This is a genomic window from Mycetocola sp. Y442 (genome assembly GCF_056898615.1).
Genome location: NZ_JBXHBV010000001.1, coordinates 198284 through 222768, shown reverse-complemented (window position 1 = coordinate 222768; position 24485 = coordinate 198284). Strand labels below are relative to the sequence as shown.

The window sequence follows — 24485 nt, the reverse complement described above, 5'->3', positions numbered from 1 at the left end:
CGTATCTACTTGTGCACGTACTCAGCGTCTCGAGCCTCAAGGGAGGCGTCGGGAAAACTACAGTCAGCCTTGGCCTGGCCTCCGCGGCCTTTGCGAAGGGCGTCCGAACGCTCGTTGTGGACCTCGATCCACAATCGGATGTCTCCACCGGCATGGATATCGACCTGACAGGTCGATTGAACGTTGCCGATGTTCTCGCGTCTCCGAAAGAGAAAACAGTCCGCCAGGCCATCTCGCCAAGCGGTTGGACGAAGACCCACCCCGGCACGATCGACGTCCTCATCGGAAGTCCGTCCGCCATCAACTTTGACGGCCCTCACCCGTCGATCCGCGACATCTGGAAGCTCGAAGAGGCGCTCGCGCACGTCGAGGACGACTACGACCTCGTCCTCATCGACTGCGCACCGTCACTGAATGCTCTGACCCGCACGGCCTGGGCGGCGAGCGACCGTGTCGTCGTCGTCACCGAGCCCGGTCTGTTCTCCGTCGCGGCAGCCGACCGTGCACTCCGCGCGATCGAGGAGATCCGTCGCGGCCTGAGCCCGAGGCTCCAGCCGCTCGGCATCGTGGTGAACCGCGTACGTTCGCAGTCACTCGAGCACCAGTTCCGGATCAAGGAACTCCGCGACATGTTCGGACCGCTCGTCCTCAGCCCGCAGCTGCCGGAGCGCACCTCGCTTCAGCAGGCGCAGGGCGCGGCGAAGCCCCTCCACATCTGGCCGGGCGACAGCGCGCAGGAGATGGCGAACAACTTCGACCTCCTCCTGGACCGCGTGCTCCGGACCGGTCGTGTCGGCGAATACGCCGACCCCGCGAAGGCCGCGCGCTAACCACACTCTGGCGAGTTCACCCGACGCGGACGACATCACTCGTTCTGCGGGTGAGCTCACCCGCAGTGAGTGAACCCGGGCCAGTCGCCCACCGTCGGCGTATTCGCACGCCCGGTGTGGCGAAAGCATCAGTTGCGGTCGAGCGCATCCCGCGGAACCGACGTTCTCGACCGGAAGTGATGCTCTCGCCGAGACGGCATGAGCACACCACACCCGCGAGTTCACCCGACGCGGGCGACATCACTCGTTCCGCCGGGTGACCTCGACCGCAGCGAGTGAGCCCGCGCCAGTCGCCCACCGTCGGCGTGTTCGCACGCCCGCGGTGGCGAAAGCATCAGTTGCGGTCGAGCGCATCCCGCGGAACTGGTGCTCTCGACCGGAAGTGATGCTCTCGTGCGGGGACACAGCGCGCGAGACCGGTTCAGGCCATACGCGCGGGGCGCACAGAGCGCACGGCGCCGGCTCAGGCCGTACGCGCGGCGCGGCGAAGGGCGAGTTCGTCCATCGGGTCAGCAGCCTGGCTGTCGAACTCGATGAGGGTGCTCTCCACCTCGCGTAGTACCTTGCCGACGGCAATGCCGAAGACGCCCTGGCCACGGCTGACGAGGTCGATTACCTCGTCGTTCGACGTGCACAGGTAGACGCTGGCCCCGTCGCTCATGAGGGTCGTCTGGGCAAGATCATTGATGCCGGACTCGCGGAGCTGGTTCACCGCTGTGCGGATCTGCTGGAGCGAGATCCCGGTGTCGAGAAGTCGCTTGACCAGTTTGAGAACGAGGATGTCGCGGAAGCCGTAGAGGCGCTGCGAGCCGGATCCGGCTGCCCCGCGGACCGTGGGCTCGACGAGGCCGGTACGTGCCCAGTAGTCGAGCTGGCGGTAGCTGATTCCAGCGGCACGGGCGGCGACGGCGCCGCGGTAGCCGGACTGGTCATCGAGGTCGGGCATTCCATCGGTGAAGAGAAGTCCGAGATCGTACCGAGCATTCTCGTTGGCGGTATTCTCGCTCATCCGTGTGTGCTCCTGTCGAAAAAGGCTGCGGTGTGTACCGCGTTGTCCACGCTACAGAGCCGGGCCGTTCTGATCAACGACATCCGCTCACCAGGTCCGGCGTGTCGAGAGGCCGTGATCATTCTGTGACCCTGGACGCCGGCGCAAGTCACGAGGTAAGCCTGCCGAGCGCCGACCGGACGAGGCTCGCCCTGATCACATCGAGCCTGCCGGCGATCTCGCCTGACAACTCTGCGGCACGAGCCCTGCTCGCCGCATCGTCGCGCCTCGAGATGGGCAGGAGCGCGCTCTCGATGAGGCTGACCTCGCGTTCGGCCGTCGCGCGGTAGCCGCGAAGGTGCCTCGGCTCGATCCCGGACCGCTTGAGGGCGACGAGTGAGCGCACAACCTCGAGCGTGTCGTCCGTGTAGCTCTCGGATGGCGTGATCAGCGACGCCGAGATGGCCTCGTTGAAGAGGGCGGCTGTCGCGCCGGTCTCCTTGATGATTTCGTCACGCCGGTAACGCCGGCCGGGAGGAATGATCGTCGATACGGTCCCGGTCGCGCCCGGCAAGGCTGGAGAGCGCCCTGCATCGAGGTCGGCGAGGTAGCCGCGGATGACTTTCAGCGGTAAGTAGTGATCGCGCTGCATCGACAGGATGACGCGAACACGTTCGACATCCGCCGGAGAGAACTTGCGGTACCCGGACTGGGTACGGCTCGGCGACACGAGCCCCTGCTCCTCGAGAAACCTGAGCTTCGAGTTGCTGAGGTCGGGGAAATCGTTGGCCAGTCGAGCGAGAACCTGGCCGATGCTGAGAAGCGCAGTCGAGGATTGTTCCTGGCGCCCGCGCCCGGCCTCGGGGTGTCCCTGCTCAGCTCCCTGCCGCCTGGCTGCCTGAGCCGACATGCGCTAGGCGCCCGCGGTGGAGTTCAGGTCTTCACGCGACGCGTAAAAGGTCAGGCGGAATTTTCCGATCTGAACCTCAGCGCCATCGCTCAACAGGGCGCTGTCGATGCGCACACCGTCGAAATAGGTACCGTTGAGCGAGTTGAGGTCGCGAACCTCGAAGGCGACGCCGTGCCGAAGGAATTCGGCGTGCCGCCTCGACACCGTGACGTCGTCGAGGAAAATATCGGCGTTGGGATGCCGGCCAGCGGTCGTGACGTCGGCGTCAAGCAGAAACCGTGCACCGGTGTTCGGACCGCGACGAGCAATGAGCAATGCAGAACCAGACGGAAGTGCCGCGATGGCTTCCCGCTCGTCTGCGCTGACGTCGGCCTCGAGAGCCTGGAGCGCAGCACCAAGATCGCGACTGAAACTCATGGTCGAGTCATCTGCGGCCTGACCTGAACCGCCCTGGGCGGCAGGCTGGCGCAGAAATGCCCCTGTTGCGGGGTTCTGCTCATCGGGTAGTTGCACCGTGAACCTCCTAGGTTTCCAGCGTATCGGATGCGGAGTCGGTCTGTGCCGACCCGCGTGGCTTTCGGTTCACTCTTCTTACCCTGATGGTGTCGACCAGATAGAGAATCCCGGCCCACCAGTAAAGCACGGCACCGACCACCGCGAAGAACATGCCTAACGGCTGAACCCAGTCATGGACGTCCGGAATGGCCGCAGCGAGCATGAGCAACGGAAGGCCAAGGAACAGGGATGCTGTCGCGCACTTCCCTACCCAGTTGACCGGGAACGCTCCGTGTCCGATGCGGGCGAGGAAGATGCCGATCGCCAGGAGCATGATGTCCCTGGAGACGATGACGGCAACGAGCCACCAAGGAATCAGCTCACGCCACGCGAGACCCAGCAGTGCGGCGAGGATGTACAGCCGGTCTGCGGCCGGGTCGAGTAACTGGCCGAGTCGCGTCACCTGGTTGAGCCGGCGGGCGAGGAACCCGTCGAGAAAATCGGTGAACCCGGAGACGGCGAGCACGACGAGCGCCCAGATGTCCTGGCCTTCGACGAGCAAAACGAGGAAAACGGGGACAAGTGCGAGCCGGAGAAAGCTCAGCAAATTGGGGAGCGTCAGGATCCGATCGCTCACCCCGAAGTTGCCCTCTGTGCTCACCCCGCCAGCCTAGACGACACGGGGTGCCCTCCGGCACTGGCATGCCGGGCTGCACCGCAGAGTGCGCGACAGGATGCGACCCCGATATGGGGAGCCCACCGGTGGGCACTCTGCCGTAACCTGTACCCATGAAGCGGGCAGCGGAAGCGGGCGGAGATACACACCGCGCATCGGGGCTGCGCACTCGTCTTCTGAAGGTCGCCGTTCCCGCCGCGCTGGCCGCAGTGCTCGCTGCCACGTTCTTCACCGTGACACCCCGCCCCGTCGCTGCCCCCGCGGCCGGAAGCGAAGCGGGTGGCGGCAACATTGCCGGCGCCGCCACGCTGTCCCCTGCGTCGTTCGCCGATGCCTGGGCCAGGATCGACGAACAGGAGCGGACGTTCGTGGCCCAGGTCATCGGTGACTCCACGGGAAACGCGGAGGGCGAATGGGTCGACGTCGCGTTCCGTGAACTCTCGGTCCAGCTCGACCGGCCGCTTGTGCAGCATCCGTGGGACGTATTGTCGAACTCGTATCTCGCGCCGATCACCTTCAACGCCGAGGCGTCGAATGCTCCCCTCGTTGTGTGGAACGGCTCTGCCAGCGGAAAGACCGCCGCGTACTCCCTCACTCACATCGACACCCTCGTGCCGACCGAACCAGACCTCGTCATCCTCAACCACGGGCTCAATAACGTACTCGAGCCTGCCCAGGTCGGAGAACAGTTCACCTCGTTGATCGCCGGGATCGAACAACGGTGGCCCGCACGGATCGGATATGCCGCCCTGCTCGAGAACCCGCGACTGGATCAGTACGCCGCAGCACACGACGAGGTCATCGGACACGTCGCAAGCTGGCTTGCCGAGCACCAGGCGGTCCGCCCGATCGACGTGCACTCGGCGTACCTCGAGTCGGGTGATGTTGCATCGTTGCTGCTTCCCGATCTCCTCCACCCTGCGCCCAGCGGGTCAGTGCTGACCGCCGGAACGGTCATCGCAGCTCTCACCCGCTGACGCTGGCAGACTCACGCCGCCGTGATTGACCCGGGGTCGAACACAGCCAGCACACGCCAGAACGGCTGTGACCGTGCCAGCCACCTGGGCGGGAGTACCGAATCGAGCTCGGTCGCGAGGTAGCTGCGGCGGATGGAGATCAGCCCGTCATCGCGGACGAATGACCGGTGAAAGAAGAGTCCGGTGATGACGGAATACAGCACGTAGCCCAGTCGCGTCCTCCGGATGTCGCTGTGGATGGCGATGACCGATGCCAGCCTCTCGGAATCAGCGAGCACCGCCCCGAGCTCGCGCGCAGAGAGGTGGTGGATGACGTGGTTCGAGATGACGAAGTCGAATTTCGCTCCCTCATCGACGAGGTCAGCGCTCGAGGCACGTCGGTAACGGATGCCGTCGGTGGCTGGCAGGCTTTCGACGTACGCCGCCGCGCGCGGGTCCGGGTCGATCGCCGTGATGTCGAGGCTCACGCCGTCACGCCGCGCCATGCGAGCGAGGGCCCGCACGACGTCGCCTCCCCCTGTGCCGATGTCGAGGAGTGTGTGGCTCGGTCCGGTGAATCGTGGTTTGAGTTCCGTGAGGTAGGTGAGGTGCCAGCCGGCGACGACAGGGTTGACGATGCGGAAGTGCTCATAGGTCCGGAGCAGGGTCGGCAAGTCGCAGTTCGGGTCGTCCATCCACTCGACGGCCTCGGCGTCCCTGAACCGCAACCAGCTGGATAACCCGGTGAGCACGCTCACTGGGTGACCCGGGTGAACAACCCGGTTTCGACGGTGAGCCCCGGCCCGAATGCCATGGCGCACACGCGTTCGCCGTTTCCGCCGCCACCATCGCCAGCATCGCCAGCATCGCCAGCATCGCCAGCATCGCCAGAGTCGCCGCCAGCGCCAGCGCCGTCGAGGATGTCCCTGAGCACGAAGAGCACCGTACCGCTCGACATGTTGCCGTAGTCACGCAGAACCCGCCTCGACGGCGCGAGTTGCGCGACGCTGAGTCCGAGATTGGACTCGACCTTGTCGAGGATGCTGCGGCCGCCCGGGTGGATCGCCCAGTGGGTGATGGTGCCGGCCGGGTCGTCCGCCAGTTGCGGCTCGTTCGCGAACAGCGGTTCGAGCGCTGGCCGGATGTAGGTGTCGATGATCCGGGGTACCGCGGCGCTCAACACCATGTCAAAGCCTGTATCGCCGATCGTCCAGGCCATGTCGTCCTCGCCGATCGGGGTGAGTTCACTCGCCAGCTTGTCGACGGCCAGGCTGATCGAGCCGGCAGGGCCGGGTCGGCCGGTGACAATCGCCGCTGCCGCGCCGTCGGCGAAGACGCTCGATGCGACGATCTGGTCGGGGTCGTTGGACGATCGCACGTGGATCGTGCACACCTCGCAGCAGACCACGAGGACGACGGCGTCGGGATCGGACTCGCAGAATGCCGCGGCTGCCCTGAGCGCGGCGAAGGCGCCGTAGCAGCCCATGAAACCGATGTGCAGGCGCTGGGTCGTCGACGCAAGGCCGAGTGACCTGACGACACGGTAATCAGGTCCTGGTGCGAAGAAGCCCGTGCACGACACAGTGACGACGTGCGTCACGTCGCTCGCGTCGATGTCCGCGCACGCATCGAGTGCGCGCTGCGCCGCCTCGACGAACAACCGGCCCGCGGCATCGATGTAGACCTCGTTGCGTGTTCGGGTCGACGGCGACAGCAGAGTGCCACTCGCCCGGTCATAGAACACCGGGTCGCCGGCCACCGGGGCCTCGCCCAGGTCCTCGATGACTGTTTGCCTCGTCGAAATACCCGAACCGTCGAAGGACGCCCGCACAAGGCGTTCGCCGAGCCTCGTGAGCCCGTCCTGCCCGGAAAAGATATCCCGCGCGACCGTCTGGTCCAGGCTCGTCGGGGGGACGGCGGTCTGGATGGTTCGCACATGGGTAGGCATATTCACACTCTAAACACAGCGCACTCCTTTGCCCCGCCGGTTGCATTCGGCCCTCAACAGCACAGAGAATGTGCGACGCTTTCGCGCCGCCTGTCTGATCCGCCGGGAATTCGCAAGGGCTTGAGTCGCCAGGCCGTCCCGCCATAACCTGTTGCAACCAGACCGGCCGAGCCGACGCCGGGCGAAAGGACAGCAGACTATGGCAACCGCAACGCAGGAACGAACCAGGACAACAGCAACGAACTCCGGCGCGAAAACCACGCGGAGGCAGAAGCCGGAGCGAGGCTTCATCGCCTCTCGCGAGCTCGCCGAGAATATGCAGAAAGTGCTCGTCGACCTCGTCGAGCTGCACGTCCAGGGCAAGCAGGCGCACTGGAACGTTGTCGGCAAGAACTTCAGGGACCTTCACCTTCAGCTCGATGAGATCATCGACGCCGCGAGGGAATTCTCCGACGAGGTAGCCGAGCGGATGCGTGCACTGCACGCGGTGCCGGACGGCAGGAGCGACACAGTCGCGTCGACCACGACGCTCCCGGCTTTCCCGAACGGCGAGGTGGACACGGCCCAGACCGTCGACCTCATCACGGTTCGCCTCGAGGCGACGGTCGGAACGATGCGAGATGTGCACGACGCCATCGACGAGGAAGACCCGACGACGGCCGACATCCTGCACGCGATCATCGCCAAGCTCGAGCAGTACGCGTGGATGGTCAGTGCCGAAAACCGCACGACGTCGTAGGGCTAACCTGCCTCTGAGCGCGACACTGTACGCATGACGTCCAGGAGCGCGATCGGAACGCCGGGCGAAATCAGGAGGTAAGCGGGTTCGAGGATGCCCTCGCCGCTGTTGACCTCGAGCCAGTGCGTTTTTCCCGCACCAAGCGCATCGCCGATCTCCGAGCGGAGGTCGGCGATGTCGCGGTTGGGGACAGAGTACTTCTGGCCGCCGTACGCGATCTCGACCCGCTTCACGACTCGTCGTCCTGTGCGGCACCTGGCGGTCGCTGCTGCGGTTCCGGCACGATCTGAAGACCACTCGCTGAGTTCGACGAGGCGCTCAACGCAAGAATCCAGTCACGATTGAGCGCCGGCAGGCGCGAACCGAAGTATTTGTAGTGCAACGGGATGTTGGGGGCCAGCCAGATTGTGCTCCGGCCGTCGCCGACTGCTGGGTCATCCTTCCAGCTGAAGTAGAACGATTCACCCCGCCGGAGTTTCGCGCCGATGACGATTTGCAGGTGCGCGAGCACCCTGTCGTCGAAATCGACGGTCAGGGTTGAATCGTAAAACAGCTTTCCCATGCCGCATCCTCCCGAAGTTATGCTGGCGACTCGACGTGCCAGGTGCTGCCAACAATGCACCCCGCGGATCAACGCTGGCCCATCACTACTCCGAGAACCATATCGCGAGCGGGCCGGGGAGGTAAGAGGCACGGTGCGGCCTGACAAAGTCACGCGGGCCCGGGTCGCAGGCTCCCGGTCCGTCGTCGCGCGGAGCGGTCAGCCGGGTCCGGGACACGTAGAATCGGCACCATGCCGCTCTGGACTGAAATTGCCGACCGGGTATTTGTCCGGCGTTACCAACCGCTCGATATCTCGGTCACCCTGGTTCTGGGCGATGAGGGGGCGCTGCTCGTCGACACGCGCTGCAACCCGCGCGAGGGCGACGAGATTCTGAGGGACGCCGCCTCGTTCAACCGGACGATCACCCACGTGGTGAACACCCACGCCCACTACGACCACACCTTCGGGAACCAGGCGTTCGCTGGCTCCGCCGTGATCCTCGGGCACCACCTCATTCCGCGGCACTTCGCCGAGTTCGAGTCGCCGCGGCTTGCCGAGTGGCAGTCGAACCCGGCGGCACAGCCGCAGTACGACTGGCGCGACGTTACCCTCACCCCGCCGACCGAACTCATCGAGGCCAGTACCGACCTCGACATCGGCAACCGGCTCGTTCGTCTTCTCCCGCTCGGGCCAGGGCACACCGACACCGACCTGGTGGTCAACATCCCCGATGCCGGCGCCTGGATCGTCGGCGACGTCATCGAGGAGTCCGGCCCGCCGATGTACGGGTCAGGAAGCTTCCCGCTCGACTGGCCGGACCAGGTGAAGACGCTCGCCGGTGTGATGACAGAGGCCGACGTCGTGGTGCCTGGTCATGGCAGCCCCGTCGACCGTACGTTCGTCCGCGCACAGGCGGACCTGCTCGGCACCGTCGCCGACGGCATTCGTGAAGCGTTCGCGCGGAGAGAACCAGCCGAACTGGTCGCCGACCGGATTTCGGGAGCGACGGCACTGCCGCTGGACTTTGCCGAGGCGGCCGTTCACCGCGGATACTCCCTCCTTGCCTCCGGGGATGTCAGCGGATGACGTCGACGGTTCGGGTGGACAGCTGGCTGTGGGCGGTCCGCGTCTACAAGACCCGGTCGATGGCGACGACGGCGGCGAGAGCCGGGCACGTGCGCGTCGCCGGCGACCGGGTCAAGGCGTCCCATCCGGTGAAGATCGGTGACGAGGTGCGGATCCGGCAGAACGGATTCGACAGGATCGTGGTGGTGAACCGCCTGGTGACCAAGCGCGTCGGAGCGACTGTCGCCGCCGAGTGCCTCATCGACAGAACTCCCCCGCCACCGCCGCGGGAGGAGATCGCGTTGCAGCCGACGCGCGACCGGGGCGCCGGCCGTCCCACCAAGCGTGAGCGACGCGATCTGGAAAAACTCCGGGGTCGGGAACAACCCGAGCTGTGATCGGGCCGTCTAGGCTGAGCGCGTGGACATGCTGACCTCCGACCTGCTCGAGCGGTTCCGCGCCAGGGCGCCCGGCTACGACCAGCTCAACGCCTTCTTCACCGAGGACCTGGACGACCTCCGCCACGCGGGCTACCTCGCACCGCAGTCACTGCTCGATGCCGTCCGGAACCAGCGCACGCTCGCGCGTTTCGCGCCGGCGACGGCGCTCGGCATCAACATGCACCACGTCGTGGTCGGGGTCGCCCGGGTGGTGTCGGCGGGCGGGGACCCGAGCCTCGACTGGATCCTCGACGATGCGCGCGCCGGTGAGCTTTTCGCATTCGGCAACAGCGAGGCCGGCAACGACCAGGTCATGTTCGACTCGAGAACCCGGGCGGAGCCCCAGGACGACGGGTCGTACCTGTTCACCGGCACCAAGATCTTCACTTCGCTGTCACCCGCGTGGACGCGACTGGGAATCTTCGGCAGGGATGATTCCAATCCTGACGCGCCGGTCCTCGTGCACGGATACCTCACCCGCGAGACCCCCGGTCATCGAACAGCCGGCGAGTGGAACACCCTGGGCATGCGAGCGACCCAGAGCTACACCACGGTGCTCGAGAACGCGCGGGTGGCGCCGGAGCGGATTGCCAGGACCCTGCCGGTCGGGCCGAGCGGCGATCCGTACATCTTCGGCATCTTCAGCAACTTCCTCCTGCTCATCAGCGCGGTCTACGCCGGGATCGCCGATCGGGCTCTCGAGCTCGGTGTCGAGGCGGCACAGCGCAGGACATCGATGAAGGCGGGCGGGCGCAGTTACGCCGATGATCCCGACATCCGCTGGCAACTGGCCGACGCCGCGATCGCTCTCGATTCGCTCGCCCCACAGATTGAGTCGCTCGCGGCCGATGTCGACGCGCGAGTCGATCACGGAACCGCGTGGTTCCGGCTGCTGGCCGGCACCAAGACCAGGTCGGTCGACGTCGCCAGGTCGGTCGTCGAGACGGCGATCCGATGCTCAGGCGGGTCGTCGTACTCCGCCGACAACGAGCTGAGCCGCCTGTACCGGGATGCCCTCGCCGGGCTGTTCCACCCGAGCGATCCCGAGTCAGCACACAGCACAGTCGCATCGCACCTGCTTGGGCCGGTCTCGACGCGCGAGTGACAGGTCCCCCGCCCGGCAGCACCCCGCTCAGGTCCCGGCTGGGCGGATCCCCGCTCAGGCTGCCGCCACCGGCGCAGGCTTGAGAGCGGCGCGCGTGCGTTTTTCGGCCTCGATGGTGATGCGGTTGGCCATCCCGTTGAAGATGATGCCGTGGAACGGCAGGATCGCGAACCAGTAGAGGCGGCCGCCGAGGCCCTGCGGGAAGAAGATCGCGCGCTGGCGATAGTGGGAGCCCGTCGGTGTCGGTGTTGCCCCCAGCTCGAGCCAGGCCCGGCCCGGCACTCGCATTTCCGCGCGGAGCCTGAGCCTCGTTCCCCGGTCGATCAGCTCGACCCGCCAGAAGTCGAGGGCATCACCGGTCTGCAGTCGTGACGGATGCCGCCTGCCGCGCCTCAATCCCACACCACCGACGAGCTTGTCCATCCAGCCGCGTGCCGCCCATGCCAGCGGGAACGAGTACCAGCCGTTGTCTCCCCCGATCCCCTCGATGATCGCCCAGAGGTCTGCCACGCTCGCTGTGGTGTCGCGCTCCTTGACGTCGGTGAAGACCATGTGCCCCGCCCAGAGCGGGTCGCTCGGGAGCGGGTTGCTCGGCGCTCCGAACACCGACGCATCCTGCCAGCTGGTCTCGATGTCGCCCTCGCGCATCCGGGCGAGGGCGAGTCTCACTGCGGCACGATAGCCGGTGAGGCCACCGGGTGGCGGCGGGATGTACCCGTCGATGTCGTGTTCAAGGGCAACGCAGTCGTACTGCAGGGAGGAGATGATCGCGACGGCGAGGCTCCGAGGGATCGGCGTCACCAGGTTCACCCACTGCGATGCCAGCCAGGGTGTGAGCACGGGCAGAGCCGCGATGGGCCGCTGCTTCAGCCCGGCCTCGAGGGCGTACCCGTTCATCATCTGCCCGTACCGGAGGATGTCAGGGCCGCCGATGTCGAACGTACGGTTGACGTCGCCGGGCAGCTTCGCCGCCTCGACGAGGTAGTACAGCACGTCGCGGATCGCGATCGGCTGGATCCGGTTGCGCACCCACCGGGGCGCAGGCATGTAGGGAAGCACGTCGGTGAGGTGCCTGATCATCTCGAATGACGCCGAACCGGAGCCGATCACGACGCCGGCCTGAAAAGCAACGGTTGGCACCGGCGACGAGAGGAAGATCTCGCCGACGGCTACGCGGGAGCGCAGATGTTCCGAGAGTGGGATCCCCGTCGGGTGGAGTCCACCGAGGTAGATGATGCGGGACACCCCGGCCTCGGCTGCGGCCGCAGCGACGTTGCGGGCTGAACTGGCTTCGACCTCCTCGAACGTGCCGCCGGCACCCATGGAGTGCACGAGGTAATAGACGGTGTCGACATCGACGCACGCGTCGGCGACGGCATCCGCGTTCGTCAGGTCGCCCTCGACCACCTCGACGTCGTCCCGCCATGGCACGTCAATGAGCTTGCGGGCGTTGCGGACGAAGACGCGAACGGTGAATCCGGCGTCGAGTAGTCGTGGAACGAGCCGCCCGCCGACGTAGCCGGTGGCACCTGTGACGAGGACGCGGGAAGAGGACATACGGCCGAGACTACGTCCGATGACGCCGGTGGTCCCCCATCCCGCTCGAACTCACTCCTTGATCACAGACAACACGTTCCCCGCCGGGTCACGGAACCAGGCGATTTCCGGCCCGTTGCCGCGACTGATGCCTCTCTCGTCGGTCGGCAGTTCGTCATCGTCGTAGATCTTGGTGGCGACGCCCGCTGCATTGAGTTCGTCGACGGCGCGCCCGACGTCGTCGACAACGAAGTTGAGGATCGTGAACGACGCGGGCGAGTGATTCGGTTTCGGATAGATGATGACTCCAGCGCCGCCCGGCAGCGTGAGCTGAAGGACACCCATCTCGCCGGGAGACACCTGGAGGCCGAGCGTTTCACCGTAGAAACGCTCGGCGGCAGCCAGATCGTCAACACTGAATCCGCCGAATGCGTGGCTGGTCGTAAGCATGTGCGCTCCTTTGCCTGGTTGTGTTCCTGTTCTTACTCCACGCCCCCGCGGGCAGCAAGGGATGAAAACGACAGCGCTGCGCACGATCCGGACAGGATGCCCGGTGTCCCACCGTTCGCTCACGACCGATCTCAAGCCCAGCCGCGTGAGGCATCCGCGTCACATCGCAAGCCCTTGAATCTCGGGCAGCCGGGTGGCACGGTCGCAGTATGACTCGATTCGGATACACACTCATGACCGAGCAGAGCGGGCCGAGGGAACTCGTCCGCTACGCGATCGCCGCAGAGAACGCGGGCTTCGACTTCGAAGTCTCGAGCGACCACTATTCGCCGTGGCTCATGGAACAGGGCCACGCGTCCTACGCCTGGTCGGTGCTCGGAGCGGTCGCCCAGGCGACCAGCCGGGTGGATCTCGCCACTTTCGTCACCTGCCCGACCATGAGGTATCACCCCGCTGTTGTCGCCCAGAAGTCAGCGACCATGCAGTTGCTCTCCGAGGGCCGGTTCATTCTCGGACTTGGGTCGGGTGAGAACCTCAACGAGCACGTCGTCGGCGAGGGCTGGCCGTCGGTCGACGTGCGACAGGACATGCTCCAAGAGGCCGCGACGATCATCCGCGAACTGCACACCGGTGAGCTCGTCACGTGGCAGGGCGAGTACTTCCGGGTCGACTCGGCCCGCGTGTGGGATGCGCCGGATGGGGGCGTTCCGATCGGTATCGCCGTGTCAGGCGAGAAGTCGATTGAGCGGTTCGCTCCCCTCTGCGATCACTTCATCTCGACGGTGCCGGACGCCGCGGCGGTCGAGAAGTGGCGTGAGGTCCGCGGTGACAGTGGCGATTCGTCACGTGTGATCGGACAGATTCCGATCTGCTGGGGACCGGACAAGAAAGAGGCGGTTGCGAAGGCACACGAACAGTTCCGGTGGTTCGGCGGCGGCTGGGCCGTCAACGCTGACCTGCCGACGCCCGCGGGGTTCGCCGGTGCGTCGCAGTTCGTTCGTGAGGATGACGTCGCCGGGTCGATCGCGTGCGGTCCCGATCTCGATGAGCTCGCCGAGAGCGCACGCGCGTTCATCGACGCCGGCTTTACCGATATCGCCCTCATCCAGATCGGCGACGAGCGCCAGGACGAGTTCCTCGCCACGGTCGCCGAGCCCCTGCTCGACAAGCTGCGCGCGCTGTGAGCGGCCGGACACCGACAGGGAGCACAATGGCACACCGACCGCGGCAGGGACGCCGACCGACACTGACCAGGAACGTCGCACCGGGGGTGCACCGCCTCGAGCACGCCTATGTGAATTGCTATCTGATTGAAGAGGGCGACGCCGTCACCCTCGTCGATGCGGCATTCCCATCGACGTGGGCGCCGCTGCTGCTCGCCCTCGACGAGATCGGGCGTTCGAGGCGGGATATCGAGGCCATTGTGCTCACGCACGCTCACTTCGACCACCTGGGTTTCGCCGCCCGCGCGCAGGCGGAACTTCGAGTGCCGATCTGGGTGAACCGAGCGGACGAACGTCTCGCTGCCCATCCGTACCACTACCAGCGGGAGCGAACACCGTTCGTTTACCCGTTGAGGTACCCGGCGGCCATCCCTGTCCTCGCCGGCATGACAGCCGCTGGCGCACTCGCCGTCAAGGGCGTCGAGAAGGTGGAGTACCTTCCAGAGAACGGCGTCCTGGATGTTCCCGGCCGGCCCGAGATCGTCTTCACGCCCGGGCACACCTTCGGGCACACCGCCCTGCACCTCCCCGAACGCGGCGCGCTGCTGTCCGGCGACGCCCTCGTGACCCTCGACCCGTACAAGGGAACGCGCGGAGCGCAGATCATCGCAGGCGCAGCAACGGCGGACTCGGCGATGGCACTCGACACGCTGAGCGCGCTCGCCGACACCGGTGCAGAGCTCGTTCTTCCCGGGCACGGCGAGCCGCTCTCGGGAGGCGTCCGCGCCGCTGTCGACGCCGCGCGCGCCTTCGGACCGTCGTAGGAGGACAGATGATCACCTTCGTGCGAGGCGACATCACCACGATGCGGGTGGACGCCATCGTGAACGCGGCGAACAACTCCCTGCTCGGCGGCGGGGGCGTCGACGGGGCTATTCACCGTGCGGGTGGCCCGGCGATCCTCGCCGAGTGCAGGCACCTGCGTGACACGGTGCTCCCCCGGGGGCTGCCGACGGGAGAGGCGGTGGCGACCACCGCAGGACGGCTGCCAGCGAAACACGTGATCCACACCGTCGGGCCGGTCTGGGACCCGAACGAAGACCGCTCGGAGCTTCTGGCATCCGCCTATCGGAACAGCCTGAGGGTCGCAGACGAACTCGGCGCTGAGACTGTCGCGTTCCCGGCGATTTCCGCCGGCGTGTACGGCTGGCCCCTCGCGGATGCCGCCCGGATCGCTGTCCGGACGGTCCGCGAGGTGGACCCGCCAGCCGACGTCACTTTTGTGCTGTTCTCACAGCAGGCGCTCGATGCCTTCCGCGCTGCGGAGTAAGCACCGTCCCTAAGCGAGGGAGTCGGCGATCAGCACGGCGTGCGGCGCGAGGGTGATCGCGCTGTCGTGCCGTCCGCGGAGCGCGTCGCCATCCGAGGCAAACGACAGCAGTTCGCCGCCGACCCGCGCCGGAATCGTGTGCTCCTCGTCGTCGAAGTTGATCACGACGGCCACGCTTCCGCGACGGAGCACGAGCCAGCGCTCGTCCTCGTCGACCTCGACTCCCGTCTCGCCGAAACGTGGATCGACCAGGTCGGGCCGTGCCCGGCGCAGCGCCGTGAGTTCCTTGTACCAGTCGAGCAGTCTCGCCGAGTCGACACTCTCGAGTTCGCTCCAGTCGAGCTTGGAGTTCTCGAACGTCGAGATTTCCTGCGGGTCAGGGACGACGTTCGGGTCCCAGCCCATGCGTTCGAATTCGGCAATCCGGCCCTCGGCGGTTGCCTTACCGAGCTCGGGTTCGGGGTGCGAGGTGAAGAACTGCCACGGGGTCTTTGCGCCCCACTCCTCCCCCATGAACAGCATGGGGGTGAAGCCGGATGCGAGGGTGAGCGCCGCCGCGATGGCCAGCTGTCCCGTGTCGAGAGTGGCCCCCAACCGGTCACCGGTTGCGCGGTTTCCGATCTGGTCGTGGTTCTGGTTGGCGACAACCAGCCGCCATGACGGCATCCGCTGGGTATCGATCGCTCGACCGTGTGTCCGCCCGCGGAAGCTCGAGAAGGTCCCGTCGTGGAAGAACCCACGGGTGAGGACCTTGGCGAGGGCCGAGAGCGGCTCGAAGTCGGCGTAGTAGCCGGTGGTCTCCCGGGTGAGGGCGACGTGGACCGCGTGGTGGAAGTCGTCGCTCCACTGTCCGTCGAGTCCGTACCCGTTGGCCTCACGCGGGGTGATCAGCGTCGGGTCGTTGAGGTCCGACTCGGCGATCAGGCTGAGCGGGCGACGTACCGCCGCGCTCAGTGCGGCAACTCGTGTCGCCATCTCTTCGAGCAGGTGGGTCGCCCGAGAGTCGACGAGCGCGTGAACCGCATCGAGCCTGAGTCCGTCGACGTGGTAGTCGTCGAGCCACATCAGCACGTTCTCGAGGATGTACTGGCGCACGGTGTCTGAGTGCTCACCGTCGAGGTTGATCGATGATCCCCACGTGTTGCCGGGGCCGTCGGTGAGATACGGACCGAAGTTCGGCAGGTAGTTCCCGCTCGGGCCGAGGTGGTTGTACACGACGTCCTGGATGACGCCGAGGCCGGCGGCGTGGCAGGCGTCAACGAAGCGCTGGTACCCGGCGGGACCGCCGTAACTCTCGGAGACGGCGTACCACAGCACTCCGTCGTATCCCCAGTTGTGCGTTCCGTTGAACGCGTTGACCGGGAGAACCTCGACGAAATCGACGCCGAGGTCGACCAGGTGATCGAGTCTGGCGATCGCCGAGTCGAAGGTCCCCTCCGGTGTGAAGGTGCCGATGTGCATCTCGTAGATGACGCCGCCGGCGAGCTGGCGCCCGCTCCACGCCGAGTCGTTCCACCGGTACTCGGTGGGATCGAACGTGCGCGACAGCTCGTGCACGCCGTTCGGCTGGCGACGCGAGCGGGGGTCGGGGAACGGGCCGGCCCCGTCGATGCGGTAGCCGTAATCGCTCGCGCTGTCGACGATGTCGGATGCCGGAACCCACCAGCCGTCGGTCCCCCGCATCATTTCGGCCGAGCTGTCGCCGAGGACGAGTTCAACGCGCTCGGCGTTTGGCGCCCACACGGTGAACGGTTCGCGGTGTCGTCGGATCATTCGTTCTCTCCAAGAAGTGAGGTGAGGTCGGTGTCATCGGGAACGAGGAGTGCCACCGGGTAGTGCGCGAACAGCTCGGCTGCCTGAAGGGGCCCGCCGGGGTACCGCTCTCCGGTGAAGGCGTCGATGAGAGGCCGGCCGGCAACGACGACCGAGGTGTCGCCCCAGCCTCCGTTCTTCTGGAGTCCGAGCGGAAGCCGCGTCGCCAGAGTGATGGCGTCTCCCCTGTCGAAGGCGACGAGGTGTCCGGCTGCCGTGCCGTACGCGGGCAGCGGCAGGTACCGGGAGAACCACTGGGGCCGGTCACGGCGCAGGCGGAGTGCCCGGGCGGTCACGAGGAGCTTTGCCGCTCCCGTCTCGTCGATCGGCGGAAGCCAGCCCCTGTCCACCCTGGCGAGGTAGTCGCGCCTGAGGTCAAAGTCAACGGGTCGCCGGTTGTCGGGGTCGACGAGCGACGTCTCCCAGAGTTCGCTGCCCTGGTACACGTCGGGCACACCGGGCGCTGTGATCTGGATGAGCTTGGCCGACAGCGAGTTCGACCAGCCGGCGGCGGCAACCCGGTCAACGAAACCTGTGACGATCTCGTTGACTTCGGGGTTATCGAAGACGGCGTCGATCAGGCCGTGCATCGCCGTCTCGAATTCCTCGTCCGGGGCGGTCCACGTCGTCGACGTACCCGCTTCCCTCGAGGCCTTCTCGGCGTAGGCGTGCAGGCGCTCCCGCGAGGCTGGCCACGCTCCGATGACGGCCTCCCAGAGCAACTGCTCGAAGGGTCCGTCACCGATCGGCACCAGAGCGCGAAGCCGTCCGAGCGTCGCTTCCCACTCCCGCGGGATTTCAGCGATGACCGAGATGCGGCTGCGCACATCCTCGCCACGTTTGGTGTCGTGTGTCGAGAGTGTGGTGAGCGACGCCGGCAGGGCGGCCTGCCGTGCCTGCTGCCTGCGGTGGAACTCGGCAACGTCGATGGCGAACTCACCGGGATCTGCCCCGACCTCGTTGAGTGAGGTCAGCCGGCTGAACCGGTAGAAGGCTGTGTCTTCCACGCCCTTCGCCATGACCATGCCCGAGGTCTGCTGGAACCGGATCGCAGCGGGATGCTCCGCATCGGCAAGCACCGGATAGAGGGCGTCGATTCGTTCCGCGAGGTCCGGGCGGCGGGCGGCAGCGGAGCGGGCCGCCTCGGCGAGGTGGTCCTCGCCGAACGGAAGGTAGGAGCGATAGACCGGGAAGCACGCGAGGAGCTCCGCGATGGCGTCGTCTGCGCCGGGGATCTCCGGAACGAGCCTGGCCAGTCGCAGTACCTCTGAGCGGAGGATGCCGTCGGCGATCCGCCGCTTGTTCTCGTAGATCAGCTCGGGCCAGACGTCGTCCATCGAGGCTGTCGTCTCTTCGAGGTTTCCCTCGAGCGCGTCGAGGCGTGCCCTGCCAGCGGGGTCGACGAGGACCCGGTCGATGTCGCCGAGTGCGTCGTACCCTGTCGTGCCTGCAGCTGCCCAGTTCGGCGGCAGCCCCTCGTCGCCCTCGAGGATCTTCTCGACCAGGACGTACACGCCGCCCGTGGCCTTCTGCAGCGCGTCAAGGTAGTCGCCCGGGTGCGCGAGTCCGTCCGGGTGGTCGACCCTGATGCCGTGCACGAGGTCTTCGTTCACCCAGCGGAGAATCTCAGCGTGGGACTCGGCGAACACCCACGGCACTTCGACACGGATGCCGGCGAGCGAGTTGACCGCGAAGAACCTGCGGTAGTTGAGCTCAGCGTCTGCCCTGCGCCAGTTGACCAGTTCGTAGTTCTGACGCGAGTGAACCGTGCGCGGGTCTGCCCCATCGTCAGCGGTACCCGCGGCGACCGGATACCGGTTGTCGTAATAGTGCAGTTCGCCGTCAACGAGGGTGAGGGCGTCGAGTGCATCATCGCCGTCGCCGAGGACGGGAATGCGGATCTTGCCGCCGCCCGCCGCCCAGTCGACGTCGAAGGCCTCCGCGTAGCGGGACGCCTCGCCTTTGGCGAGGAGGTCCCACCACCAGCCGTTCGCCACAGGGGTTTCGACACCCATGTGGTTGGGGACGATGTCGACGAGGATGCCCATTCCCCTGGCCTTCGCGGCCTTCGCAAGCCGGTCGAGCGCTTCGGGGCCACCCCGTGCGGGGTCGACGCGTGAGTGGTCGACGACGTCATAACCGTGGTCGCTTCCCGCCTCCGCTTCAAGCAGAGGCGACAGGTAGAGCCAGTCGGCTCCGAGGTCGTGAACGTAGTCGACGACTCCGCGTGCCGCGTCGAGGTCGAACGACTGCCGGATCTGCAGCCGATAGGTGGATGCGGGGATTCTCAACTCACAGCTCCCGGCTTGACGTCGGTGCTCGACGTGGTCTGCGAACCGCTCAGGACGGCGAGGGATGCCGCGACCGAGTGGTCCGGCTCTGCTTCAGGCGCGGTGTATGCGCGCATGACGAGCAGGCTCCTGCCCTTGACCGTCTGGGTCGATCCTGCGGCGCGGGGAACGCTGTCGGCTCCTTCACCCGCCGTGTCAACCACGATCTCCCATTCGGCGGAGTATTCCTCCGGCGGAAGGGTGAACTCGGCGTCTTCGGCGTCGGCGTTGAAATAGAGCAGGAAGTGAACGTCGCTGACGTTCTGCCCTCGTGCGTCGCGTTCACGGATGCCTTCGCCGTTGAAGAAGACACCGACCGTCTTGGCCAGTTCTTCGTCCCAGTCCTCCGGCTGCATTTCCATGCCGGTTTCGTTGAGCCACACGATGTCCGGCAGCGGCTCACCCTCGCCGCGGCGGACGGGCCGCCCGTCGAAGAAGCGGCTCCGTCGGAACACCGGGTGCTCCTTCCTGAGTCGCGCAACGGCGGACGTGAACTCGATCAGCGGCACATCGACGACGTCCCAGTGCAGCCAGGTGAGTTCGTTGTCCTGCGCGTAACCGTTGTTGTTACCGTGCTGCGTTCGTCCGAGTTCGTCACCGTGGAGGATCATCGGGACACCCTGCGAGAGCAGCAGCGTTGCAATCATGTTGCGCTGCTGGCGGGCGCGGAGGCCAAGCACCTCGGGATCGTCTGTGTCACCCTCAACCCCGGAGTTCCACGACCGGTTGTGCGACTCACCGTCGTTGTTGTCCTCGCCGTTGGCCTCGTTGTGCTTCTCGTTGTATGACACGAGGTCGCGCATCGTAAAGCCGTCGTGCGCTGTCACGAAGTTGATGGATGCAACCGGCCGACGTCCCGAGTGCTCGTAGAGGTCGGCAGAACCGGTGATGCGGGCGGCGAACTCGCCGAGCGTCGATGGCTCACCGCGCCAGAAGTCGCGGACCGTGTCGCGGTACTTTCCGTTCCACTCGGTCCACTGCGAGGGGAAGTTACCCACCTGGTAACCGCCCGGACCAACGTCCCACGGCTCGGCGATGAGCTTCACCTGGGAGACGATGGGGTCCTGCTGGACGAGTTCGAAGAATGTCGAGAGCTTGTCGACCTCGTAGAGGTCGCGCGCCAGCGCGGAGGCCAGGTCGAAGCGGAAACCGTCGACGTGCATCTCGGTGACCCAGTAGCGCAGCGAGTCCATGATGAGCTGCAGCGAGTGGGGGTGGCGCACGTTGAGCGTGTTGCCCGTGCCGGTGTAGTCGGTGTAGTACCGCTTGTCGTTGTCTTCGAGGCGGTAGTAGGCCTCGTTGTCGATCCCGCGGAACGAGAGGGTCGGGCCCATGTGGTTGCCCTCGGCCGTGTGGTTGTACACCACGTCGAGGATGACCTCGATGTCGGCCGCGTGCAGCGACTTGACCATGCCCTTGAATTCCTGGACCTGCTGGCCGGCCTCGCCCGTCGACGAGTATTCGTTGTGCGGCGCGAAGAACCCGATCGTGTTGTATCCCCAGTAGTTCCGGAGTCCCTTGTCGAGGAGCGTTGAGTCCTGGACAAACTGGTGGACCGGCATGAGTTCGATCGCCGTGACGCCGAGCCTCTGGAGGTGCTCGATCGTCGCGGGGTGGGCGATACCCGCGTACGTGCCACGCTGGGCTTCCGGGATCTGGTCGTTGAGCTTCGTCAGGCCCTTGACGTGTGCTTCGTAGATGACGCTGCTGTTGTACGGCGTGCGCGGGTGGCGGTCGCCTGACCAGTCGAAGAACGGGTTCACGACGACGCTGAGCATCGAGTGCGAGGCGCTGTCTTCGTCGTTGCGGGAATCCGGGTCGCCGAAGTTGTATGAGAACAGTGACTGGTCCCAGTCGTACGTGCCGCAGGTCGCCTTGGCGTACGGGTCGAGCAGCAGTTTGTTGGGGTTGAGCCGCTTGCCCTGCTCAGGGGCGTACTCGCCGTGGACACGGTAGCCATACCGCTGGCCCGGCTGCGCCTCAGGCAGGTAGCAGTGCCAGACGTAGGCTTCTGAGTCCCGCAGCTCGACCCGGGTCTCCGTGCCGTCCTCATCGAAGAGGCAGAGCTCGATCCGCTCAGCGGCTTCGCTGTAAATCGCGAAGTTTGTCCCACTGCCGTCATAGGTAGCACCTAGCGGGTACGCGGTTCCTGGCCAGCTTTCCATCGATCTCCTCGTAAAGCGTTATCGCGCACAAAATTCGCGCGGGTCCCTCAAATCTAGTTCGTCAGCACGATCGGCCAGTTCGACCGAGGTGGGTCTAGCTTTCGCGGCGATCGGGTGCTAAGGAAAATCGCGAGGATCATCCCGCTGAGTGGCGGACCTGGGGCTGCGATGCGCTCAACAGGGCATATCGGCTCTTGCGTTGCCAGAAGCCCGCGAGTTCCATGGGGATCTGCGGCACCGAACCAGCGCGGCGGGCCCGGTGACCGGGTGGTCGCCTGTCGAAGACGGGTGGTCGCCTGTCGAAGAGAGGACGAGCGAGTGGATTCACAGACGCACGAACTGGCGGAACTCTGGCGCCGCGATGGAACTTTCTCGTCGGTCTTCATCGACGCGAACGGATCATGGGACGGCCCTGGCCACGACGGAGAGGCGCGCAGGCGGCAGGTGCTTGACCGGCTGGCCAGGGCAGGCGCTCCGGATGCCGACCTCACGACTGTCGAGAGGATTCTCGCCGTTCCGACCGGCACCGGCGGGCCGCATTCACGGTTCCTCGTCGTGCACAACGGAGAGCCGCTCCTGGACGAAGTCCTCGCCGGCCCGCTGGTCTGGCCGGAAACCGTTGCCTACCTCGAGATCCCCGACCTTGTCCCGCTCGTGAAGTACAGGCAGAACGACGTCGTCTATCTGGTGGTCGAAGCCGGACGGGGCGGCGGCGAAATCCATGCCTATCGCGCCTCCCATGTCGCCGCTCTTCGCCACGAGAACATCGAGGGCAGGACCGACAGCCTGACCAAGGTCCAGGCGGGCGGCTGGTCCCACAGCAACTACCAGCACCACTCTGAAGAAATCTGGAAGCAGAACCAGACTCAACTCGCAACGGCCGTCAATGAACTCGTTCGGCAACTCCAACCGGGATTTGTCCTGCTCGCCGGCGATGTGCGCGCTGTCCAGCTGTTGAGCGAGGAGCTGTCAGCAGCGGCCAGGGACATCAGCACCGTGGTACCCGCGAACCTGTTGGCCGCAGGATCGTCCCGGGAATCCCTGCAGGTGCGCATCTCCCGCAAGCTCGAGGAGATCCGACTCAGGGACCAGTCGCTCCTGCTCGACAAGCTCTCCGCCGGTGACTCCGAAAACGGGGCGCTGGGTTTCGGGGCCGTTGTGCACAGCCTGCAACAGAGCCAGGCAGACACCGTGCTCATTGACTCGGAGGGAACCGACGGCAGGACCCTCCTTGCCCTCGCCGATGCACCCTGGGTGGCGACGGCGCCTGAGGAAGCACTCGGCGCGCGAGTCATCGGGCCGGTACCCGCGATTCTCGCGATCGTCAGGGCAGCCACACTGACCGAATCGCGAGTTGTCTTCGTCGACCATGGCGTCCTCCCGAAGTCGGCTGAGGTGGGGGCAGTTCTTCGATGGCCGACCGGACCGGCTATCCCGGGAACGCCGAGGTGGGACCAGGAGCAGGCACAGGTCCAGGGCCAGGCCTGAGTCGGTCGCACACGCGATACGCTGGCAGCCGAACCCGATCGGAACCGATCGGACTGAGATCGCATCGGAAGGATGACGCCCATGACGCCGGCAGACGAGAAAAACCGGGTGACTCCGGCGGGCGACTCAGGCAGCACGCCCGACAAGGCGGAGCACGAGGCGCCACGCCGAGCTCCGAACTACGCGGAGCGCATCATCGGCGAGAACGACCCCGATGACATGGACGGACTGGTCACGCTCGACGACCTGCCGGAGAAAACGGGAGACGCATCCGACCTCGGAGCGCTCAAACGGAAGACAACCCAGTACGGCGACGGCTCAGCCGGCTGAGTCGCGCAACCCATTGCCACGGGGAAGCATCGGGTCTTACTGTGTTTCGGATGCGCCACTTCACGAGAGCCACACCAGGACCATCTGACCGGAACAGCGCATCTGCCATGGCGCTCGCGATGATGTTTGCCGTTACAGGCGCAATCCACTTTCTCCGTCCCTCGGTGTTCGACCCGATTGTTCCGCGCTCCCTGCCCGGGCCGAGCCGCTTCTGGACCGTCGTGTCTGGCGTCGCGGAATGGGCGTTGGCCCTGCTGGCCTTGAACCGGCACACCAGGAACCTCGCCGGGCTCCTGTCGGCAGCGTTCCTGGTTGCCGTGTTCCCCGCCAACGTGCGCACGGTCCGAGTACTCCGCCGAAAGGCGTGGCCTGCCCGGGTCATCGCTCTCGCTCGCCTGCCCTTGCAGCTCCCCCTCGTCGGGCTCGCCCTGCGCGTCGGACGGGGCGAGCGGTGACTCTCACGCCGTCCGGCATCGCCGGCGGCGCACTCGCGGGGGCTTTCGGGCTGTTGCGCGCTATCCGCCCGCCGCGACCCATCCATCCACACGGGGTCGCTCTCACCGGTTCGCTCCGCTGGCTCACCGACCGCGGCGCGTCCGGCATCGACTTCATCGACCATCCGCACACCAGCGAACTCCCCCTCACCGCGCGGGCGTCGCGGTCGATCGGCGTGCCGGCACCGCTGCCCGACGTCATCGGACTTGCGCTCCGCTTCGAGACGACGATGGGAGCGCCAGCGGACCTGCTGCTGGCCTCAACGGGCTTCGGCGTGCCATCGAGATTCTGGCTCGCCGCGCATCGCTCACCGAGCCGCGCCCGGCTCACAACCCTGATGCCGCTTCGAACATCGAACGGCCCGCTCCTGATCGCCGCTCGCACCCTGGAGCCGGACGACCTGCCCGCCGACGTCGATCAGCTCGCCTCCCGGCTGGAGTCGACGAGCTGGCGGCTGAAGCTCTACCACGCGACCCCGCTCGGCCACTGGCATCCGTTTGCCGTTGTCGAACTGTGGCGGGAGCCGGGACCCATCGACACCATAGACAGGTACGACCCGGTGCGGCACCCGCTGCCGGGAACATCCACATACCCGTGGGAACGACGCCTCCGGGAGCCGTCCTACCTGAGGGTGCAGCGACACCCGGAGTAACGACAGGTACATCAACGCCACACAGAGAAAGGGCAGGA

26 protein-coding genes are annotated in these 24485 nt (G+C 66.1%); 13 read left to right on the top strand and 13 right to left on the bottom strand.

What is annotated here, in order from left to right; all coding sequences use genetic code 11:
• Positions 1–11 precede the first annotated feature (11 nt).
• Positions 12–830, top strand: coding sequence for a ParA family protein (locus AC1X6S_RS01080; protein ID WP_108390858.1), 819 nt, complete (start codon positions 12–14; stop codon positions 828–830).
• A gap of 463 nt (positions 831–1293) precedes the next feature.
• Here the strand turns inward: AC1X6S_RS01080 and AC1X6S_RS01075 are convergent, their stop codons facing one another.
• The 4 genes from AC1X6S_RS01075 to AC1X6S_RS01060 all read right to left on the bottom strand — a co-directional run bounded on the left by AC1X6S_RS01075 (position 1294) and on the right by AC1X6S_RS01060 (position 3884).
• Positions 1294–1839 (bottom strand): MerR family transcriptional regulator, encoded by a 546-nt coding sequence (locus AC1X6S_RS01075; RefSeq protein ID WP_108390857.1) that lies wholly within the window; start codon positions 1837–1839, stop codon positions 1294–1296.
• A gap of 148 nt (positions 1840–1987) precedes the next feature.
• Positions 1988–2728 carry a transcriptional regulator FtsR gene (gene ftsR / locus AC1X6S_RS01070; RefSeq protein ID WP_483403997.1) on the bottom strand — a complete coding sequence of 247 codons (741 nt, stop codon included), beginning with the start codon at positions 2726–2728 and terminating at the stop codon, positions 1988–1990.
• 3 nt (positions 2729–2731) lie between these two features.
• Complete coding sequence (locus tag AC1X6S_RS01065; protein ID WP_483403996.1) at positions 2732–3145, bottom strand: FHA domain-containing protein; 414 nt, start codon at positions 3143–3145, stop codon at positions 2732–2734.
• 106 nt (positions 3146–3251) lie between these two features.
• Entirely contained in the window at positions 3252–3884 is a 633-nt protein-coding gene (locus AC1X6S_RS01060; RefSeq protein WP_483403995.1) for a CDP-alcohol phosphatidyltransferase family protein, read from the bottom strand.
• Between the two features lie 128 nt (positions 3885–4012).
• Here AC1X6S_RS01060 and AC1X6S_RS01055 point away from each other — a divergent pair, with 128 nt between their 5' ends.
• Positions 4013–4876, top strand: coding sequence for an SGNH/GDSL hydrolase family protein (locus AC1X6S_RS01055; RefSeq protein WP_483403994.1), 864 nt, complete (start codon positions 4013–4015; stop codon positions 4874–4876).
• Positions 4877–4887: 11 nt separating this feature from the next.
• Here the strand turns inward: AC1X6S_RS01055 and AC1X6S_RS01050 are convergent, their stop codons facing one another.
• Positions 4888–5613 (bottom strand): methyltransferase domain-containing protein, encoded by a 726-nt coding sequence (locus tag AC1X6S_RS01050; protein ID WP_483403993.1) that lies wholly within the window; start codon positions 5611–5613, stop codon positions 4888–4890.
• A complete protein-coding gene (locus tag AC1X6S_RS01045) occupies positions 5610–6803 on the bottom strand; it encodes a type III polyketide synthase (protein WP_483403992.1) in 1194 nt (397 codons plus the stop codon). The genes AC1X6S_RS01050 and AC1X6S_RS01045 overlap by 4 nt, the downstream gene beginning before the upstream one ends.
• A gap of 199 nt (positions 6804–7002) precedes the next feature.
• Between AC1X6S_RS01045 and AC1X6S_RS01040 the strand changes: the two genes are divergently transcribed.
• Complete coding sequence (locus tag AC1X6S_RS01040) at positions 7003–7542, top strand: Dps family protein (protein ID WP_483403991.1); 540 nt, start codon at positions 7003–7005, stop codon at positions 7540–7542.
• Positions 7543–7544: 2 nt separating this feature from the next.
• On the opposite strand, the gene AC1X6S_RS01035 is transcribed toward AC1X6S_RS01040, so the two are convergent.
• Positions 7545–7775 carry a hypothetical protein gene (locus tag AC1X6S_RS01035; RefSeq protein ID WP_108390852.1) on the bottom strand — a complete coding sequence of 77 codons (231 nt, stop codon included), beginning with the start codon at positions 7773–7775 and terminating at the stop codon, positions 7545–7547.
• Complete coding sequence (locus AC1X6S_RS01030; protein ID WP_483403990.1) at positions 7772–8104, bottom strand: DUF7882 family protein; 333 nt, start codon at positions 8102–8104, stop codon at positions 7772–7774. Before AC1X6S_RS01030 ends, AC1X6S_RS01035 begins: the two co-directional genes overlap by 4 nt.
• Before the next feature lie 231 nt (positions 8105–8335).
• Between AC1X6S_RS01030 and AC1X6S_RS01025 the strand changes: the two genes are divergently transcribed.
• From AC1X6S_RS01025 to AC1X6S_RS01015, 3 genes are read left to right on the top strand one after another with little or no spacing between them, the layout of a single operon-like run.
• Positions 8336–9172 carry an MBL fold metallo-hydrolase gene (locus AC1X6S_RS01025; protein WP_483403989.1) on the top strand — a complete coding sequence of 279 codons (837 nt, stop codon included), beginning with the start codon at positions 8336–8338 and terminating at the stop codon, positions 9170–9172.
• On the top strand, positions 9169–9549 hold the full coding sequence (locus tag AC1X6S_RS01020; RefSeq protein ID WP_483403988.1) for an RNA-binding S4 domain-containing protein: 381 nt from the start codon (positions 9169–9171) through the stop codon (positions 9547–9549). The genes AC1X6S_RS01025 and AC1X6S_RS01020 overlap by 4 nt, the downstream gene beginning before the upstream one ends.
• A gap of 28 nt (positions 9550–9577) precedes the next feature.
• Positions 9578–10696 carry an acyl-CoA dehydrogenase family protein gene (locus AC1X6S_RS01015; protein ID WP_483404955.1) on the top strand — a complete coding sequence of 373 codons (1119 nt, stop codon included), beginning with the start codon at positions 9578–9580 and terminating at the stop codon, positions 10694–10696.
• A gap of 54 nt (positions 10697–10750) precedes the next feature.
• Here AC1X6S_RS01015 and AC1X6S_RS01010 read toward each other — a convergent pair whose 3' ends face one another.
• Both AC1X6S_RS01010 and AC1X6S_RS01005 read right to left on the bottom strand, forming a co-directional pair.
• The gene (locus AC1X6S_RS01010) at positions 10751–12253 is read right to left on the bottom strand and encodes an SDR family oxidoreductase (protein ID WP_483403987.1); all 1503 of its coding nucleotides are present in this window, start codon (positions 12251–12253) and stop codon (positions 10751–10753) included.
• A gap of 51 nt (positions 12254–12304) precedes the next feature.
• Positions 12305–12682, bottom strand: coding sequence for a VOC family protein (locus AC1X6S_RS01005; protein WP_483403986.1), 378 nt, complete (start codon positions 12680–12682; stop codon positions 12305–12307).
• Positions 12683–12891: 209 nt separating this feature from the next.
• On the opposite strand from AC1X6S_RS01005, the gene AC1X6S_RS01000 reads away from it, so the two are divergent.
• The 3 genes from AC1X6S_RS01000 to AC1X6S_RS00990 are packed head-to-tail and all read left to right on the top strand — an operon-like array spanning position 12892 to position 15175.
• On the top strand, positions 12892–13866 hold the full coding sequence (locus AC1X6S_RS01000; protein WP_483403985.1) for a TIGR03557 family F420-dependent LLM class oxidoreductase: 975 nt from the start codon (positions 12892–12894) through the stop codon (positions 13864–13866).
• Positions 13867–13892: 26 nt separating this feature from the next.
• Entirely contained in the window at positions 13893–14669 is a 777-nt protein-coding gene (locus AC1X6S_RS00995; protein WP_483403984.1) for an MBL fold metallo-hydrolase, read from the top strand.
• A gap of 8 nt (positions 14670–14677) precedes the next feature.
• On the top strand, positions 14678–15175 hold the full coding sequence (locus AC1X6S_RS00990; protein ID WP_483403983.1) for an O-acetyl-ADP-ribose deacetylase: 498 nt from the start codon (positions 14678–14680) through the stop codon (positions 15173–15175).
• A 9-nt stretch (positions 15176–15184) separates the two neighbouring features.
• Here AC1X6S_RS00990 and treZ read toward each other — a convergent pair whose 3' ends face one another.
• Genes treZ through glgX form a run of 3 tightly spaced genes read right to left on the bottom strand, consistent with a single transcriptional unit; the run spans position 15185 to position 21482 of the window.
• Complete coding sequence (gene treZ, locus AC1X6S_RS00985) at positions 15185–16948, bottom strand: malto-oligosyltrehalose trehalohydrolase (RefSeq protein ID WP_483403982.1); 1764 nt, start codon at positions 16946–16948, stop codon at positions 15185–15187.
• Entirely contained in the window at positions 16945–19278 is a 2334-nt protein-coding gene (gene treY / locus AC1X6S_RS00980; protein ID WP_483403981.1) for a malto-oligosyltrehalose synthase, read from the bottom strand. Before treY ends, treZ begins: the two co-directional genes overlap by 4 nt.
• Positions 19275–21482, bottom strand: coding sequence for a glycogen debranching protein GlgX (gene glgX / locus AC1X6S_RS00975; protein WP_483403980.1), 2208 nt, complete (start codon positions 21480–21482; stop codon positions 19275–19277). Before glgX ends, treY begins: the two co-directional genes overlap by 4 nt.
• 318 nt (positions 21483–21800) lie before the next feature.
• Here glgX and AC1X6S_RS00970 point away from each other — a divergent pair, with 318 nt between their 5' ends.
• The 4 genes from AC1X6S_RS00970 (at position 21801) to AC1X6S_RS00955 (ending at position 24447) form a co-directional block, all read left to right on the top strand.
• Positions 21801–22970 carry a baeRF2 domain-containing protein gene (locus AC1X6S_RS00970; protein ID WP_483403979.1) on the top strand — a complete coding sequence of 390 codons (1170 nt, stop codon included), beginning with the start codon at positions 21801–21803 and terminating at the stop codon, positions 22968–22970.
• Positions 22971–23051: 81 nt separating this feature from the next.
• Positions 23052–23300: a hypothetical protein gene (locus AC1X6S_RS00965; RefSeq protein ID WP_483403978.1), complete on the top strand. Its 249-nt coding sequence runs from the start codon at positions 23052–23054 to the stop codon at positions 23298–23300.
• 119 nt (positions 23301–23419) lie between these two features.
• Positions 23420–23755, top strand: a complete 336-nt coding sequence (locus AC1X6S_RS00960; RefSeq protein ID WP_483403977.1) for a DoxX family protein — start codon at positions 23420–23422, stop codon at positions 23753–23755.
• Positions 23752–24447 (top strand): hypothetical protein, encoded by a 696-nt coding sequence (locus AC1X6S_RS00955; protein ID WP_483403976.1) that lies wholly within the window; start codon positions 23752–23754, stop codon positions 24445–24447. The genes AC1X6S_RS00960 and AC1X6S_RS00955 overlap by 4 nt, the downstream gene beginning before the upstream one ends.
• Positions 24448–24485 lie beyond the last annotated feature (38 nt).

Bases quoted from the DNA above. Each gene is read 5' to 3' on its own strand.
- AC1X6S_RS01075 (WP_108390857.1), bottom strand. From the start codon at position 1,839: ATGAGCGAGAATACCGCCAACGAGAATGCTCGGTACGATCTCGGACTT.
- ftsR (WP_483403997.1), bottom strand. From the start codon at position 2,728: ATGTCGGCTCAGGCAGCCAGGCGGCAGGGAGCTGAGCAGGGACACCCC.
- AC1X6S_RS01065 (WP_483403996.1), bottom strand. From the start codon at position 3,145: ATGAGTTTCAGTCGCGATCTTGGTGCTGCGCTCCAGGCTCTCGAGGCC.
- AC1X6S_RS01055 (WP_483403994.1), top strand. From the start codon at position 4,013: ATGAAGCGGGCAGCGGAAGCGGGCGGAGATACACACCGCGCATCGGGG.
- AC1X6S_RS01045 (WP_483403992.1), bottom strand. From the start codon at position 6,803: ATGCCTACCCATGTGCGAACCATCCAGACCGCCGTCCCCCCGACGAGC.
- AC1X6S_RS01040 (WP_483403991.1), top strand. From the start codon at position 7,003: ATGGCAACCGCAACGCAGGAACGAACCAGGACAACAGCAACGAACTCC.
- AC1X6S_RS01030 (WP_483403990.1), bottom strand. From the start codon at position 8,104: ATGGGAAAGCTGTTTTACGATTCAACCCTGACCGTCGATTTCGACGAC.
- AC1X6S_RS01025 (WP_483403989.1), top strand. From the start codon at position 8,336: ATGCCGCTCTGGACTGAAATTGCCGACCGGGTATTTGTCCGGCGTTAC.
- AC1X6S_RS01020 (WP_483403988.1), top strand. From the start codon at position 9,169: ATGACGTCGACGGTTCGGGTGGACAGCTGGCTGTGGGCGGTCCGCGTC.
- AC1X6S_RS01015 (WP_483404955.1), top strand. From the start codon at position 9,578: ATGCTGACCTCCGACCTGCTCGAGCGGTTCCGCGCCAGGGCGCCCGGC.
- AC1X6S_RS01010 (WP_483403987.1), bottom strand. From the start codon at position 12,253: ATGTCCTCTTCCCGCGTCCTCGTCACAGGTGCCACCGGCTACGTCGGC.
- AC1X6S_RS01005 (WP_483403986.1), bottom strand. From the start codon at position 12,682: ATGCTTACGACCAGCCACGCATTCGGCGGATTCAGTGTTGACGATCTG.
- AC1X6S_RS01000 (WP_483403985.1), top strand. From the start codon at position 12,892: ATGACTCGATTCGGATACACACTCATGACCGAGCAGAGCGGGCCGAGG.
- AC1X6S_RS00995 (WP_483403984.1), top strand. From the start codon at position 13,893: ATGGCACACCGACCGCGGCAGGGACGCCGACCGACACTGACCAGGAAC.
- AC1X6S_RS00990 (WP_483403983.1), top strand. From the start codon at position 14,678: ATGATCACCTTCGTGCGAGGCGACATCACCACGATGCGGGTGGACGCC.
- treZ (WP_483403982.1), bottom strand. From the start codon at position 16,948: ATGATCCGACGACACCGCGAACCGTTCACCGTGTGGGCGCCAAACGCC.
- glgX (WP_483403980.1), bottom strand. From the start codon at position 21,482: ATGGAAAGCTGGCCAGGAACCGCGTACCCGCTAGGTGCTACCTATGAC.
- AC1X6S_RS00965 (WP_483403978.1), top strand. From the start codon at position 23,052: ATGACGCCGGCAGACGAGAAAAACCGGGTGACTCCGGCGGGCGACTCA.
- AC1X6S_RS00960 (WP_483403977.1), top strand. From the start codon at position 23,420: ATGATGTTTGCCGTTACAGGCGCAATCCACTTTCTCCGTCCCTCGGTG.